This is a genomic window from Flavobacterium sp. GT3P67 (assembly GCF_004349155.1).
GTDB classification, from domain to species: Bacteria; Bacteroidota; Bacteroidia; order Flavobacteriales; family Flavobacteriaceae; genus Flavobacterium; species Flavobacterium ranwuense.
Window position 1 is genome coordinate 488,983 of the sequence record NZ_SMLF01000001.1, and the last position, 16,482, is coordinate 505,464.

15 protein-coding genes are annotated in these 16,482 nt (G+C 35.4%); 4 read left to right on the forward strand and 11 right to left on the reverse strand.

Features of this window, described 5'->3' with window-relative positions; all coding sequences use genetic code 11:
• The first annotated feature begins 54 nt into the window (after positions 1-54).
• Positions 55-1,179 (forward strand): PQQ-dependent sugar dehydrogenase, encoded by a 1,125-nt coding sequence (locus E0H99_RS02090; RefSeq protein ID WP_131990705.1) that lies wholly within the window; start codon positions 55-57, stop codon positions 1,177-1,179.
• 3 nt (positions 1,180-1,182) lie between these two features.
• On the forward strand, positions 1,183-1,626 hold the full coding sequence (locus E0H99_RS02095; protein ID WP_131990707.1) for a c-type cytochrome: 444 nt from the start codon (positions 1,183-1,185) through the stop codon (positions 1,624-1,626).
• A 17-nt stretch (positions 1,627-1,643) separates the two neighbouring features.
• On the opposite strand, the gene E0H99_RS02100 is transcribed toward E0H99_RS02095, so the two are convergent.
• Positions 1,644-3,725 carry a TonB-dependent receptor family protein gene (locus tag E0H99_RS02100; RefSeq protein WP_131990709.1) on the reverse strand — a complete coding sequence of 694 codons (2,082 nt, stop codon included), beginning with the start codon at positions 3,723-3,725 and terminating at the stop codon, positions 1,644-1,646.
• A 308-nt stretch (positions 3,726-4,033) separates the two neighbouring features.
• Here E0H99_RS02100 and E0H99_RS02105 point away from each other — a divergent pair, with 308 nt between their 5' ends.
• The gene (locus E0H99_RS02105; RefSeq protein ID WP_131990711.1) at positions 4,034-5,059 is read left to right on the forward strand and encodes a hypothetical protein; all 1,026 of its coding nucleotides are present in this window, start codon (positions 4,034-4,036) and stop codon (positions 5,057-5,059) included.
• 14 nt (positions 5,060-5,073) lie between these two features.
• The gene (locus E0H99_RS02110) at positions 5,074-5,922 is read left to right on the forward strand and encodes a polysaccharide deacetylase family protein (protein ID WP_131990713.1); all 849 of its coding nucleotides are present in this window, start codon (positions 5,074-5,076) and stop codon (positions 5,920-5,922) included.
• 221 nt (positions 5,923-6,143) lie between these two features.
• Here the strand turns inward: E0H99_RS02110 and E0H99_RS02115 are convergent, their stop codons facing one another.
• The 10 genes from E0H99_RS02115 to atpA all read right to left on the reverse strand — a co-directional run bounded on the left by E0H99_RS02115 (position 6,144) and on the right by atpA (position 16,444).
• Positions 6,144-7,361 carry a murein hydrolase activator EnvC family protein gene (locus tag E0H99_RS02115; protein ID WP_240723424.1) on the reverse strand — a complete coding sequence of 406 codons (1,218 nt, stop codon included), beginning with the start codon at positions 7,359-7,361 and terminating at the stop codon, positions 6,144-6,146.
• A gap of 59 nt (positions 7,362-7,420) precedes the next feature.
• The gene (locus E0H99_RS02120; protein WP_131990717.1) at positions 7,421-8,206 is read right to left on the reverse strand and encodes a DUF4292 domain-containing protein; all 786 of its coding nucleotides are present in this window, start codon (positions 8,204-8,206) and stop codon (positions 7,421-7,423) included.
• Positions 8,206-9,555 (reverse strand): tetratricopeptide repeat protein, encoded by a 1,350-nt coding sequence (locus tag E0H99_RS02125; RefSeq protein WP_131990719.1) that lies wholly within the window; start codon positions 9,553-9,555, stop codon positions 8,206-8,208. Before E0H99_RS02125 ends, E0H99_RS02120 begins: the two co-directional genes overlap by 1 nt.
• Positions 9,556-9,607: 52 nt before the next feature.
• A complete protein-coding gene (locus E0H99_RS02130) occupies positions 9,608-10,618 on the reverse strand; it encodes a sugar phosphate nucleotidyltransferase (protein ID WP_131990721.1) in 1,011 nt (336 codons plus the stop codon).
• A gap of 128 nt (positions 10,619-10,746) precedes the next feature.
• Entirely contained in the window at positions 10,747-11,181 is a 435-nt protein-coding gene (gene dut / locus E0H99_RS02135) for a dUTP diphosphatase (RefSeq protein WP_131990723.1), read from the reverse strand.
• 158 nt (positions 11,182-11,339) lie between these two features.
• Complete coding sequence (locus tag E0H99_RS02140) at positions 11,340-12,806, reverse strand: lipopolysaccharide biosynthesis protein (RefSeq protein ID WP_131990725.1); 1,467 nt, start codon at positions 12,804-12,806, stop codon at positions 11,340-11,342.
• A 124-nt stretch (positions 12,807-12,930) separates the two neighbouring features.
• A complete protein-coding gene (locus tag E0H99_RS02145) occupies positions 12,931-13,392 on the reverse strand; it encodes a hypothetical protein (RefSeq protein ID WP_131990727.1) in 462 nt (153 codons plus the stop codon).
• 11 nt (positions 13,393-13,403) lie between these two features.
• Entirely contained in the window at positions 13,404-13,847 is a 444-nt protein-coding gene (locus E0H99_RS02150) for a GNAT family N-acetyltransferase (RefSeq protein ID WP_131990729.1), read from the reverse strand.
• Positions 13,848-13,934: 87 nt separating this feature from the next.
• Complete coding sequence (atpG, locus tag E0H99_RS02155; RefSeq protein WP_131990731.1) at positions 13,935-14,795, reverse strand: ATP synthase F1 subunit gamma; 861 nt, start codon at positions 14,793-14,795, stop codon at positions 13,935-13,937.
• Between the two features lie 71 nt (positions 14,796-14,866).
• Positions 14,867-16,444 (reverse strand): F0F1 ATP synthase subunit alpha, encoded by a 1,578-nt coding sequence (atpA, locus tag E0H99_RS02160; RefSeq protein ID WP_035669021.1) that lies wholly within the window; start codon positions 16,442-16,444, stop codon positions 14,867-14,869.
• Positions 16,445-16,482: the final 38 nt, after the last annotated feature.

Consider the following 16,482-nt stretch of genomic DNA (forward strand, 5'->3'; position numbering starts at 1 on the left):
TCTTTTACTATCTTTAAGAAGATTTCTTTAAAAAAAAGATTAAAAATCATACTCATGAAAAAAACAGCACTAGCCTCTCTTATGATTATTTCATTCCTTTCTTTCGGTTGCGAGGCACAAGTAAAACCAAATGATCTTGCTATCAAAGACGAAGCAAAAAACTATACGCTCAAAACCGTAGCTTCTGATATTGCTATTCCATGGGGAATGACTTGGTTGCCTGACGGCTCAATGTTGGTAACTGAAAAAAGCGGAATTCTGTATCATATCAAAAATAGCGCAAAAACTGAAATTAAAAATGTTCCCAAAGTATATTCTCGTGGACAGGGCGGACTATTAGATATTGCTTTACATCCTAATTATGCAAAAAATGGCTGGATCTATATGACGTATGCTTCGGATGAAGGGGATGGCACCGGCGGTCACACCAAACTCATTCGAGCAAAACTATTGGACGGAAGTCTGACACAAATCGAATCGCTTTACAAAGCCACTCCCAACACCACAAAAGGGCAGCATTTTGGTTCCCGAATTGTATTTGATAATGATGGCTATCTGTATTTTTCAATAGGAGAGCGTGGCGAACATTTTGTAAATCCCCAAGACATCAAACGCGATGGCGGAAAGATATACCGATTAAATGATGACGGTAGTATTCCTAAAGATAATCCTTTTGTGGGTCAGGCTGGAGTAAAAGAAGCGATTTACACTTACGGAAATCGGAATCCGCAAGGAATAGCAAAAAACCCCACAACAGGAGCAATTTGGGCACATGAACACGGTCCTCAAGGTGGAGATGAAATCAACATCATCAAGAAAGGGGCTAATTATGGATGGCCAGTTGTTACCTATGGTATCGATTATGACGGAACAACCATTAGTAAAGAAAACGAAAAACCAGGGATTGAAAAACCAATTTATTATTGGCTGCCTTCTATCGCTACAAGCGGAATGGCATTTGTTACCAGTGATAAATATCCGGACTGGAAAGGACATTTGCTTGTAGGCTCTTTAAAGTTCCAATATCTGGAATTGGTAAAACTGAAAGGCAATGAAGTTATCGGCAGACAAAAAATTGCAACCGATATTGGTCGTGTGCGCAATGTGGCACAAGGTCCGGACGGCTATATTTATATGGGCGTCGAAGGAAAGGGAATACTCAAAATCATACCTAATTAAACTATGTTGACAACGAAATTATTTTTAGGATTTGGAGTGTTTGTATTGGGAAGCTTCTCATTCGAAAACCCATTTTCCACAGACAACTATATTGACTTGAATACTGAAACCGCTGTTGTTTCAAAACTTCAGTCACCCGGAAAAGAAATTTATGCTGATTTTTGCATGCAATGCCATGGTGTGAACGGCAAAGGAGACACTAAAACTTTTCCGCCTCTAGCAGGCTCCGATTGGCTAAAAAACAAACGTAATCAGAGTATTACTGCCGTAAAATTTGGACAAAGCGGCGAAATAATTGTCAACAAAATAAAGTACAATAGCAGCATGCCGGCGATGGGCCTTTCTGATCAGGAAGTAGCTGATGTGATGAACTACGTGATGACTTCTTGGGGTAATAAACAAACCAAAATCGTTACAGAGAAAGAGGTAGCCGCCATTAAAAAATAAAATTTGGGTTAGCATCCTTACCTAAAAACATAAGACACTGAAAAACCTCCATAAAAATTTACAGGATTTCCGGGATAAAAATAACGTGGAGCAGCAGTACCAAATCCTACTGCATTAGGCAAAATGTTAGCTGCATATTTGGTGTCCAATGCATTATTAACTCCAGCATTCAACTCTGTTTTTAGGATTTTAAGAATCGTAAAAACATAAGTAGTTTTAATATCAAGCAACGAATACCGTTCACTGTGTTTTGTATTGGAATCGTTTAACGGAATTTTACCCATCGTTCGGAAAGATGAGTTGATACTAAATCCGTTTTTTGTGTTTAAATCTACCCCAAAATTAAATTGCTTTTCAGGAACGCCCGTAAGTTGGTTTCCCGAATAATTCGCATCACCATCCAAAAATTCTTTGAATTTAAAATTATTCACCGCTCCTGAAAAATAAGGCGTAATTTGAAGTTTGTTTAATTCCAACAGCTTATAATTAACCAAGAATTCTAACCCAGTATGCGAGCTGCTCCCTGCATTAATCCCTACAAACTGATCATCGGCGGTGCGTCGTGCCACTAATAGGTTTTTGATTTGTGTGGTATAAAACGTTACTTCCGTGTATACTTTACTTTTAAGCCAATTTCCTTTGAAACCCAATTCATAATTCCAACCCAATTCTGGTTTCAAATCCGTATTTATTTGACCTTCGGGAGTCAATGTTTCTGCAACTGATGGAACCGAAAATCCTTTGCTTACTGATGCAAATATGTTTTTTCCATTGCTTACTTTGTAAGATAAACCAACTCTTGGCGACCAAACATTTCCAAAAGTAAATGGCATCTTTTGCCCGCCAGAATTATTTTCGAAAACATCTTCTACTGAATATTTGGTTGTATTTAATGCAACTCCAGTTTCCAGATGCAGCTTTTCTGAAATCCAAAATTCCATTTGTAAAAAGTAGTTGATGTAATTCCGGTTTTGTTTAATGGCGCTAAATTCGTCACCTTTTATACTTCCTTGACCCGGTTGTGATTGGTATTCGTTTTCAAATAATGAATATTGATATTTTTCCGTTAATAATTCGGCACCAAAACTCAGTTCAAATGGCAAAGAAAACAATCGGTTTTTATAATTTACGTTGGAACGAAAACCTGCAGCACTTGTTTTTTCATCTAAAATATCAAAAGGTCTGGGTTCGTACGCCTCTTTAAAATTAGAAAAAACACTGGTTTGTAGGGACCATTTCTGAGAAAACTGATGGTCGTATCCCAATCCGAGCATGAATTTATCATACGACTCAAAACCTTGTGCTGCCGCCCAAGTACTGGCTGCCTTTTCAGGATTATTTTTTAAATCCGTCTCATTTATTGAACTTGGAATAAAAGCTTTCAATCGGGTGAAAATTCCCAAAAATGACAAACTGCCGTTGGGCGCCATTTTTTGTTTGCCTTGGAGATTAAATGATTTTCTGTTATAAGAACTGTTGGCTCTAAATCCGTCACTTTGCAAATCCGTAAAACTTGTGTATACATTCGTTTTAGAATCGCTGTATCCTGCCGAAAGACGTTGCTGCAACAACCCAAAACTTCCAAAAGTGATCGTTGATTTTCCAAACGATTCCAACAAAGGTGTTTCTCTTGAAAACAGCTGAATCACTCCGCCCAAACCGGAACCAAAACTTGTGGAGTTTGGCCCTTTTATAATTTCTATTTTTTCGATTGAAACCAAATCTATATCATCAATAGTAGTTTCGCCTTCCCCGGAACTCAATGGGATCCCATCAAAATAGGCTTTTATTTTATTCGTTCCATATTGAGATCGCGCGCCAATGCCACGAATAGTAATTCTGTTGGTATTCAAAGCGCCTTGTTGCATCGTAACGCCAGGGATTTTGTTTAAAACCGGAGTCAGTATAATTCCGTCACTTTTATTGATGTCAGCTGTAGTAATCACCGAAACGGAGGAGGCAACATTTTGAAGTGCATTTTTGATAGGTGAACCCTTCAACGTGACTTCAGAAAGTGCAATAGTATCTTTTTTTATTTGTCCAAAAACAACAGTAGCACTACATAGAAAGAGAAGAAAATAAAGGGGTTTTTTGAACAATTGTTTGGTATTTAAGTGAGTAAAAACTTTTATAAAGTTAGCTATTTCTTTTTATTTTCCAAAAACTATTCTCAAATTGTGATAAAAGCAAACTGCCTTTTTATTAAAATTAACAGCTGAACAATTAACTGAAGTACATTTCGTTTGAATATTAAATTGGAAGAAACTTGAAGTTCGAATTAAGGTAGTTTGAAAAAAATTAAAATCCGTGAATTATATAAAAATTAGCCGACCGAAACACTATTATAATTGACATCACACTTCTAAAAATACTTTATCTTTACATTGAAAATTAATAAAATTAATTTATGAAAAAATCAGCTATTGCATTTATTACACTTCCATTACTGCTCTTAAATATTTCCTGTGAAAAGGGGAAAGCAGCCGATGCTGTAACCGGTACAGAAAAATCGGATACCGTAAAAACGGATACCACAGAAAAAACTACAACCCTTACAATTGATACTGTTGACTTCAACAAAAGAATGTTGGCGTTAAGCAACAATGACACTACCGGCAGATGGCCTGTAAAAGCGCCTTACCCTTTGCCTGGCGCATTATTACCATACAATCGGATTATTGCGTATTACGGAAATTTATATTCTACAAGAATGGGGATATTGGGTGAACTTCCCCGAAAACAAATGCTGGCAAAGCTACAAGGCGAAATAGCCAAATGGCAAGCAGCTGATTCTACTGTTAAAGCAATTCCTGCTTTGCATTACATTGCCGTTACCGCTCAAGGCGCTCCGGGAAAAAATAACATGCACCGCATGCGCATGCCTTTTAAACAAATAGACACTATTATAAGTTGGGCTAAACCGATTAATGCCTTGGTTTTTTTAGACATTCAGGTAGGACACAGCACAGTTAAAGCAGAAGTAGCCGAACTGGAACACTATCTGTCCATGCCTAATGTTCATTTAGGAATTGATCCCGAATTTTCGATGAAAAATGGAGAGCGTCCGGGTTCTAAAATTGGGCATTTTACTGCCGCGGATATTAATGACGCCATTGACATTTTGGCAAACATCGTACGCAAAAATAAGTTGACTCCAAAGGTGCTTGTAATACACCGTTTCACACAAGGAATGGTGAAAAATTACAAAGAAATTAAAAAGGTTCCTGAAGTTCAAATCGTAATGGACATGGATGGTTTTGGAAGTAAGGTACTAAAAAAAGATTCTTATATGAGTTATATTTATAGAGAACCCGTACAGTTTGCCGGTTTTAAATTATTTTATAAAAACGACAATAAAAAGGATTGGAAAATGTACAGCCCGGAAGAGTTAGTAAAATTCACTCCAAAACCAATTTACATTCAGTACCAATAATTACTATTTGATTTATGAAAAATATTCTATGTCTTATTTTTGGTGGATTTATATTATTGGTGGGCTGTCAATCAGAACCTCGTAAAATAGTTCCTGAAACACCTCTTATTACAACACCAGTAAAAAAAGTCGTGACCAAAAAAGTCATGGCAGACGCCACTACCATTATTTCGAAAAAAGAAGTCCCCATTTTATGCTATCATAACATTAAAGACTTTAGCAGCAGCGCAAGTGGAAACATAAAAGTGTACACCGTAAAACCTCCCGCTTTTGCAGAACAAATGAAAGCCTTAGCCGATGCCGGTTACGAAACTATTTTGCCCGAACAATTGTATGACTATTTAGTCTATGATGGTCCATTACCTGCAAAACCTATTATGATAACCTTTGATGATACTAGAGGAGAACAATTTAGCATTGGCGCAGCCGAAATGAAAAAATACGGTTTCAAAGGCGTGTTTTTTGTAATGACAGTTTCTATTAACCGTCCTGGATATATGAGTAAAGAGCAAATCAAAAGCTTATCTGACAACGGGCATATTGTAGGCGCACATACTTGGGACCATCATATGGTAACTAAATATGCAGGAGACGACTGGAATACACAATTGGTAAAACCTAAAGCAAAACTGGAGGATATTATTGGAAAACCGGTAACGGATTTTGCATATCCGTTTGGTTTATGGAATACGGCGGCAATTCCTGAAATAAAAAAGAGTGATTATAAAATGGCCTATATATTGTCTACCAAAAGAGATCCTGTAGATCCATTGTACACCATCAGACGCATTATTGTTTCCGGAACTTGGACTACTGAAGGAATGATGAACTCTATTAATTCTTCCTTTAATAAAACCGAATAGTCTGGCAAACCTACCCTGTTTTAAAATCAAATGATATTGGTTCTCCTAAATTAAATCAGTTGTAATAAAATTAAGAACACAGCTGTTCATGAATGGTTTCAAATAAAATCTTTTCTTCATTATTTCTAAGCCTTTCATAACTAGAAATCCCTTTCATAAAAAAAGCACTATTGTATTCCTTGGAATACAATAGTGCTTTTTTTTATGTGAAATATCCGTTCTTATCTTGGTGACAACCAACTTTGGGGGTTAATCAGCGTTGCGTTTTGAGAAATCATAAACTTTAGAATTGTTTTTCCAGTATCTCCATTGGTTTTTATTCTTCCAATGCTTTGTTTAATGCTCACTTTATCCCCTTTACTGACCGATACTGAACTTAAATTTTGGTACACCGTAAAGTAATCCCCGTGCAATATCGTTACGGCTTTGTTTACAGGTGACAAAATTATTACACTTGTTACTTCCCCGCCAAAAACTGCTCTGGCATTCGCGCCTTGATCCGTCGTGATTTCAACACCGCTATTATGAACCGTTATTGTGCTGAACTGTGGATGGGGTTGATTGCCATATCCTAGTGAGATGAAACCCTTTTCTACAGGATAAGGCAACCTTCCTCTATTGGCTCTAAAATTGTCTGCAATTATCTTAGATTCTGGAGTTAATTCTATTTTTGATGATGAAACCGCAGCTTTAGAAACAGGAGCACTCGGATTTGCTTTTGCTTTTTCTAAGGCCGCTTTTCTATTGGCAGCCGCAATAGCCTCACGAATTATTCTTCTAATTTGACTATCTATCGCTCTGGCCTCTTGTTGTCTTTTTCTAATTTCTTGGGAAATCTTATTCTTATCTTTTTTGATAACACTTACCAACTTCAATTGCTCTTTTTTCTCTTTTTCGAGTGACAGTCGTTCTTTTTCGTTTTCAGCAATCAGTTTTTGTTTCGCTGTTTTTTGTACGTTCAGTTTTTGATTAAAATCCGTAAGCCTGTTCGACTTCGTTTTTATTTCCTCACCCTGCATTTTTCTGAAACCAGTATATTGTTTCATATATTGCGCTCTTTTATACGCTTGTAAAAAATTCTCAGAAGACAATAAGAACATGGCACGACTTTCTGCTGAACGGCTTTTATATGATTTTACAATCATTTCAGCATAATCATCCTTAAGTACAGCCAATTCTTTCTTAAGTTTATTGATTTGCACTTGATTGATATACATGTCATTACTAAGCAATTTAGTTTGCTTTTCGGTCGTGTTTATTAATTTTTCTTTAAGTTTTATTTTAGTGCTTTGAATCACTACTACATTAACCGCAGATTTTTCTTTTTTCTTTACGGTTTGTAATAACCTTTCATTTTCTCTAATTTCTTTTTGAATTTGAGCTTTACGTTCTTCTAATTTTTCTTGTTGGGATTCCTGACTCCATAATAATGAAGTCATACAGATAAAGATTAGGCTAAGGAGAAATTTTGGCATATTAAAAAAATATTTTTGCTAATTTACTTAATTATAATTCTTTTGTACCCATTTGGAACACTATATGGAAAAGAAAGTTCTTCATTGAAAGTTACCGTGTTGTAATCCAGATTAATTTCGGTATTGCCTTTCTTTTGAAAAGTATTGATCTGAACACTTGTAGGCAAAGTTACCTCCTTGTATACTATATTGTCAGCATAAGACACTTTTATCATTCGCTCTTCGGCAGTTTGAGTGATTTCTTGTTTTTTAACCAAAAACTTATCGGCATCCAAAAAGAAAGATTTTTTCGTATTTGTATTCGAAGTATCATCTAATCGATACGTTTGTTCCAATAATGATTCTAGATATTTCCCTTTCGTCAAATCATCAATTGCTTCACCCAATAACATATTTTGAATTTTACTGTAATCCAAATCAGTTCCCAGCCATTGACTTAAACTGCTAAAATCGCCTTCAAAATAACTGCCGTTTATTTTTTCATAATAGTTAACGGATTTTGGCGTAATCAATGCTTTCGCCATTGTGATTCCAAGAAAACGGATGCTTACCAAAATTTGTTCATCCTTCTTGATCTTAATTTCAGCCGTAACATTCTGAGTTTGTTTGTTGTCAGCATAACGGGCGTTTGACTTAATATATAATGTAGAAAATTGATTTTTATTGTTGTAATGATTTTCTATGATTTTTTTGGACGTCATATAACCCGCCTCCGTTGTTGGCGCATTACTGGCTGCAACGGCAATGGCTTTCGATTTACACGATACCATAAAAAGAGTTATTAATACTACTATTGCTATTCTTTTCATTATTTTTTTTCTTTTAATAATTGATTGGCTTTGGAAAAATACATTTCTTTTTTCTTGAAATCCCCTAACCCGTTGTACGCTTCTCCCAACTGGATGTTGAAATTTATTTCTAATGCTCTGTCTTCTACTAAATAATCCAAGCCCATTTCCAGCATATCCTTGGCTTTTTTAAATTGTTGCAATTGATTATTCGCCATGCCTGAATAGTAATAAAACTGGGGTTGTGTTGGAAAAGTATCCACCATTGCCGACGCTTTTTTGGCTACTAATTCAAATTGCTTTGTCTCTGCATACGTTTGAAGCAAAAGCAAATTGGTCTCTATATCATCTCCTGAACCGTTTTTTAATGATTGTTCATAATACTTAATCGCTTTTACCCATTGCTTTTTCGCATGATAAAACTTCCCTATTTCCTTAGCTACATTAACTTCTTTGTCAGTATCGAAATACGAAATCGCTTTCTCTAAATCAGTTGTGTATTGAGGATTTTTATCTGCAAAAATTAAAAACTCATTCAGTATTCTGTGCTTTATTTTAGAATCTATTTTGACACTGGCCAAAACCACATTCATGGCGTTTATCGCTTTTGGTCCGTCATTAGTATCCAAATAATTTTTGAACAGCGTCACTTGGGCCCATTCGGAATTTGGCAAAGCTTTTTCCAGCTTTTTGACAATTTCAAAAGCTTTTGCTTCTTCATTATTTTTAGAATACAAAAAAATCAAACTAATATAATTGGATTCTTCTTTTGGATTCTTTTCCATTTGCTCTAACAAATTTGAAACTTCTAAATTCTGAAATTTCCCTTCAGATAAAATCTGGCTTTTGTATAAATCCCGTCTGTCCGTTTTTCCAAATGTTTCGTTTAACTCGTTAATTAAGTCCAATGCTTTGTCAAACTGTTTGGTTCCCATATAAAGCGATGTCAAATCTTCTTTATACTTCTCGTCAAATTCTATCAGTTTATTAATAACTACTATTGCCTGGTTATAGTTGCTGGTTTCATAACTCACATCATACATTCCCACCCAGAACCATTTGTTTTTTGGATCAATTTGTGTGGCTTTTTCAAATGAGGAATACGCGTTTTTGTATTCCTTTAATGCTAAATAATTTTTTCCTAATTCATAATACACAGCGGCATCATTCGGTTTAATCTTAATGCATTTATCCAAAGCCACTACCGCTTTATCATAATTTTCGATTCCTTTTTGAAGCAATGATTCATAAAAAAATTCCTGAAACTGATCAGTATCGAGCTTAATTTCTTCGGGTTCCGTTTGTGCCAACAGCAAAGCTGAATTGCAGTGCAAAACCAGAAATAAAAGTATTAAAGCGCTTTTTTTCATTCTGTTGTTTTAATCCTGAATTGTTTTAAATCATACAAGAATTGAACCGTTTTTATTCTAAAACCGAATAATCACCAATACTGATGCTTGTAAAGTTACCATCAAAACTGGCATGATTACCAATCATTGCATTATCTAAATTCGCATTTTTTATATGAGAGTGCGTTTGTACCAAACTATTTTTAATACTGCTGTTTACTACATGACATCCTTTTCCTAAAGAAACATTAGGGCCAACTGTTGCGTTTATCAACACCACATCTTCCCCAATATAACATGGCGGAATAATTGTGGCATTTTCTAACTTGACATCAAAGTCCACTAAATGTGTTCCGTCATTGTGCAAGAAACCTAGCATTCTGGAATTTGTTTCTACGGTAACGTCTTTGTTTCCACAATCCATCCACTCGTCTACTGTACCCGGAACAAATTTCATGCCTTTTGCCATCATTTGCTTGATTCCGTCGTTAATTTGATATTCTCCACCGTGAATAATATTATTATCTAATACTAATTGAAGTTCGTTTTTTAAAACGGCAACATCTTTAAAATAGTAAATTCCAATAACGGCAAGGTCCGAAATAAATTCTTTTGGTTTCTCCACCAGTTCGACTATTTCATTCGCTTCGTTTAAGTTGATTACACCAAAAGCTTCCGGATGATCTACTTGTTTTACCCAAATAACACTGTCGGCATTTTGATCTAAATCGAAATCGGCACGAATTAAAGTATCTGCATAAGCAATAACAGCGGGTCCGCTCAAAGAATCTTTTGCACACATAATAGCATGACCAGTTCCTAAAGCTTCATTTTGATAATAAATAGTTCCTTTGGCACCTAATTTTTGTGCGATAGCAATTAATTCCTCTTCTACTTTTTTGCCAAAACTTTCGTGAATGATAAAGGCTACTTCTTCAATATCTTGATTCAATACGCCAGCAATATCTTCTACCAGACGGTGAACGATTGGTTTTCCTGCGATAGGAATTAATGGTTTAGGAATAGTTAATGTATGTGGGCGAAGACGTGAACCACGACCGGCCATTGGGACAATTATTTTCATCTTATTTTTTATTTAACCACTAAGTGCACAAGGTTTTCACTAGGTGCACAAGGTTTTATTTTTTATTTTTTTAAAAGCACTTCGATTGTGCTCAGTTTGAACTACTAGCTGAGACTGAATATTGTAAACTATTTTACTCCTGTACTTCCAAAACCACCTTCGCCTCTGGAAGTTTCTGTTAGTTCCTGCACTTCGATCCACTCTGCACGTTCGTGTTTTGCTATGATAAGTTGTGCGATGCGCTCTCCGTTTTCAATAACGAAATCTTCATTGGATAAATTTACTAAAATCACACCAATTTCGCCTCGATAATCTGCATCTACTGTTCCTGGAGAATTTAGGACTGTAATTCCTTTTTTGGCAGCCAGTCCACTTCTTGGACGTACTTGTGCTTCATAACCGATAGGTAATTCTATGAAAAGACCTGTTTTTACAATTGCTCTTTCTAGTGGCTTTAATGTTATGGATTCTATCAAGTTGGCTCTTAAGTCCATTCCTGCTGAAGCTATGGTTTCATAGTTTGGCAAGGCGTGTTGTGATTTGTTGATTATGTTTATTGTCATTGTTTATTTTTTTAGCCCTGATTACATCACTTAATTTCTATTTTTCAGCGGAGTTCTGTGAACTTCGTTTGCAGTGAAAATCCTTTTCCTTTTTTCTTTAAAAAGGAAAAGATTGCAACGAATAGCAGGAAATAGCTCCTAAAAATTTAAATTAAATTCTAATTCTTTTTTCTGCTTAAAATTTTAGTTAATAATTCTTTTTCATTGTGGTATATAAAATACATAAATGCAAGCAGTAATGTGATTCCGACATAATAATTTTCTCTGAAGCCATAAAATGAAACTGCCGAAAATCCTATGGATAGTACCAAATAAATTGCAATTTTATTGGTGTCATACGGAATGGGGTAATATTTATTTCCAAAATAGTAGGAGATAAACATCATGCTACCATAAGCCGCAATCGTGGCAATTGCTGAGCCGTAATAGCTCATTGTTGGGATTAGAAGGTAATTCAGTCCGAGTGTGATTATGGCTCCTACTATGGAAATATAGGCACCAATATGGGTTTTGTCAATCAATTTGTACCAAACGGAAAGATTCGTGTAAATACCAAGGAAAAAGTTAGCCAGAATGATTAACGGGACCACTTTCATGGCTTCCCAATACGACTCATCCTGAATCATGATGTATTTTAAAACATCGGCAAAAACAATTACTGACAGTAAAATAAAAGATCCAAAAATGACAAAATATTTTGTAATCGTGGCGTAGGTTTGAGGTGCATCCTCCTTATCAGCGTGGCTAAAAAAGAAAGGTTCGATTCCTAAAGTATAGGCCGTACGGTACAAAACCATAAACAAACCAAGTTTATAACAAGCGGAATAAACCCCTACTTCGGCTTCAGCAATATTAGCAGGCAATAATTTCCCTAACAAAATTTTGTCGAACTGTTCGTTGATGGCAAATGCGATTCCGGCAACCATAATAGGCAAACCATACTGCATCATTCGCTTCCAAAGCTTGTAGTCAAACTGCCATTTCAGTAAAAGGTAATTAGGGGAAAGTATTAGGAATGTAACTAAGCTCGCAACGATATTGGACACAAAAATATAACCTATTTGAAAATCTTCTAAGTAAAAAGAACTTAAAAAACTATCGGGATTTGATTGCGCAATTGCTGGTAAATAACTCAAAAAGAAAAGGTTTAAAACCAGATTGATGGCAACATTTCCAATTTTGATTAGGGCATATTTTACAGGTTGCTGATTCACTCTTAATTTAGAAAAAGGAACAATCACCAAGGCATCCAGGACTAAAATCCAGATGGTATACGTAATATATTGTGCATCAATTCCAGACCAAATGGCTAATTTATTTCGGAATAATAAGGCTAGGAATAAAAACAAAATGGATGTCCAAAAAAGCGAAACGGACGTTGTTTCCACTACTGATTTCTTGTCTGTTTCTTTATTATAAAACCTAAAGAAAGCAGTTTCAAATCCGTACGCAAGAATGACATTAAAAAAGATCATCCAAGCAAAAATGATAGAAACCTTCCCATATTCAGCTTTTGGAAGCAAATCTGTGTATAATGGAACCAATATAAAGCTGAACATTCTTGGTATGACCGTAGCCAATCCATAAATGGCAGTCTGTTTAAAAAGATTTTTATATAATCCCAAAATGATGTGTCTATTACTGTTTATAAAAACAAAAATAACGAATTCTTTGGTTTAATCATCTGAAGTGAATATTTGTTTTGGAACAGAAATACCTACGACAAGAACTGATTCATTTTCACCAAAATTATCTTAATGGCTTTTCTATGAGATTTGTTATTTTAAAAAACTGTATTTTATTCTCTTTCTTGTATTCTAATACTGCTTCGTTGCGTTTTAAATCAAATTTAGATTTTTGAATAACCGGCGCTTTGTTTCCATATTCTTTGGCAGGATCTCTGTGCAGAATCAAATCTTCTTTTTTATTTTCTTTGTGAAAATGTGCTACAAAGGTGTTTTTAGTGATTTCTTCAACGGGAGATTCTTGATTGTGAAAATAGATTTTCTCCAGTTTGATGTTTGCCTCAAGCGGTTTTTTGAATTCGATATAAAAATGAGTTCCCCCATTTTCCTTACCGTCTTTCATTTTCCGATAAAAAGCAGATTGTATTTCTTGAGGAAATTCCGTTTGAAATTCTTGTTTCATGGCACAAAATGTCAGGCTAATTGCAATTATAAATAAGAAAACAACTGTTTTATACCCTTTCATACTTTTATTATTTAGCTTAATCCTTCTTCGTTTAAAATTTTAAGAAAATGAAATCCTTTTGGGACATATCCTTGGTTATAGTAAAAACGATGAGCGGTAAAATTTCCGGTAAAAGCATCCAAAACAATCATTGTACATCCAGTTTCTTTGGCTTTCGCATCAACATAATCCGTCATCATTTTGCCCAACCCTTTAGAACGATGATCCGGATGAACAATAAAATTATCAATCTCTATGTATTTTCCAGACCAAAGTTTTGTTCCAGACCAAAATCCAGTAACCGCCACACAAACCTCATTTTCAAAAACGGCTACTTGCTTGTAATTATGCGGAATCATTTCGACCAGATACGATTCGTATTTTTCTAAAGTAAATGTAGGATATAGAAAACGCATTACTTTAATGTTAGCAAGCATTTCCTCTACTGTGGTCAGTTCTCTAATTTCTAATTGCATTCTTCCTAGTATTGTTTTAAACTATAAAATTAAGCAAAAAAAGAGCCACGCAATGCGTGGCTCTTTATATATTTGAATAAATTTTTCTTATCCGTTCAATGCTTCAGCTCCACCAACAATCTCTAAGATTTCATTAGTAATAGAAGCCTGACGTGCTTTGTTATACGTTAATTTCAATTGATTTCTCAACTCCGTTGCATTATCAGTTGCTTTGTGCATTGCCGTCATACGCGCTCCGTGCTCGGAAGCAAATGAATCGCGAATTCCTTTGTACAATTGTGTTTTTAATGATTTTGGAATCAAAGTCAACACTATTTCTTCTTTTGAAGGCTCAAAAATATAATCTCCTGTTGAAACTGGAACATCCGATTTTATTGGTGCTAATGGCAAAAATTGTTCGGTTTGAACGATTTGTGTCGCAGCATTTTTAAATTGGTTGTAAATCAACTCAATTTTATCGTATTCACCAGAAACGAATTTCTCAGTCAACATATCTGAAATCTTAGCTACATTATCAAAAGTTAAATCGTCAAAAATAGCGCTTTGATTGTCAACCACTGAAAGTGTTTTACTCAAAACATCGTTTCCTTTTTTACCGATAGCAAAAATATCCACTTGCTTTCCTGCGTAAAATTCAGCACGGTTTTTAGCTTCTTTAATTGCATTGGTATTAAAAGCACCTGCTAAACCTCTATTTGAAGTTACTACAACTAGTAATACTTTCTTGATCTCACGTTGTGTAGTAAACTCTCCACCTGCATCACCTTCAAGTGTAGCAGAAAGATTTTGCAATAATTCCGTTAATTTTTCGGCATAAGGGCGCATTGCTGTGATTGCATCTTGTGCTTTCTTTAGCTTTGCTGCAGAAACCATTTTCATTGCCGATGTAATTTGCATCGTAGATGAAACGGAAGTAATTCTATTACGGATTTCCTTTAAATTTGCCATTTTATTTGTAGTGAAGAGTGAGTCGTGAAAAGTGAATAGCCAAAACTACTCACTTTTCACTTTTCACTAAATTAGTTATATTTTGCTGATAATTCTTTTGCTACAGTTTCGATTACATCTGTAATTTCGTCTGTTAATTTTCCTGCTTTCAACGCATCAAGAGTAGCTCTGTGTTTATTGTTCAAGAACTCCAAGAAATCTTTCTCAAATTCTCTTACTTTGTTCACAGGAACATTTCTCAATAAGTTTTTAGAACCAGCATAGATAATCGCAACTTGATCTTCAACAGTATAAGGATCGTTCAAACCTTGTTTCAAGATCTCAACGTTTCTTTTTCCTTTTTCAATTACATTTAAAGTAACGGCATCTAAATCAGAACCAAATTTAGCAAACGCTTCCAATTCACGGAATTGTGCTTGATCTAGTTTTAAAGTACCTGCTACTTTTTTCATTGATTTAATTTGTGCATTTCCTCCAACACGAGATACCGAAATACCTACGTTAATTGCTGGACGAACCCCAGAGTTAAACAAATCTCCATCCAAGAAAATTTGACCATCTGTAATCGAAATTACGTTTGTTGGGATATATGCAGAAACGTCACCAGCTTGAGTTTCAATAATTGGTAAAGCAGTAAGAGAACCACCCCCTTTTACAATTGATTTCAATGAATCTGGTAAATCGTTCATGTCTTTAGCAATTCCATCATCTGCAATTACTTTACAAGCACGCTCTAATAATCTACTATGTAAGTAGAAAACGTCTCCAGGATATGCTTCACGTCCCGGTGGTCTTCTTAATAAAAGAGAAACCTCACGGTATGCAACAGCTTGTTTAGATAAATCATCATAAACAATTAAAGCCGGACGACCTGAATCTCTAAAATATTCTCCAATTGCAGCACCTGCGAAAGGAGCATAAACTTGCATTGGAGCTGGATCAGAAGCATTAGCAGCAACAATAATGGTGTACGCCATTGCTCCTTTTTCTTCTAACATTTTAGCAATTCCTGCTACAGTTGACGCTTTTTGTCCAATTGCAACATATATACAGAATACTGGTTTCCCAGCATCGTAAAATTCTTTTTGATTTAAGATGGTATCGATACAAACAGTTGATTTACCTGTTTGACGGTCACCAATAACTAGCTCACGTTGTCCACGACCAACTGGAATCATAGCATCTACTGCTTTGATACCTGTTTGTAATGGCTCAGTAACTGGTTGACGGAAGATAACTCCAGGAGCTTTTCTTTCCAAAGGCATTTCGTATAAATCTCCACCAATTGGTCCTTTTCCATCAATTGGAAAACCAAGGGTGTTTACTACACGACCTACCATTTGTTCTCCTACTTTAAGAGAAGCAATACGTTGCGTTCTTTTTGCCGTTGAACCTTCTTTGATTCCTGTAGATGGTCCTAAAAGTACCACACCTACATTGTCTTCTTCAAGATTCAAAACAATAGCTTCTAATCCATTGTCAAATTCAACTAACTCTCCATATTGAACATTAGAAAGCCCGTAAACACGAGCAATACCATCTCCAACTTGAAGTACTGTTCCTACTTCTTCTAGTGTAGCACCAGATTCAAAACCTTCTACTTGCTTTCTTAATATTGCTGAAATTTCAGCAGGTTTGATTTCCGCCATCTTAATTTATAATTTAGACACTTAAATGTGCAATAAAA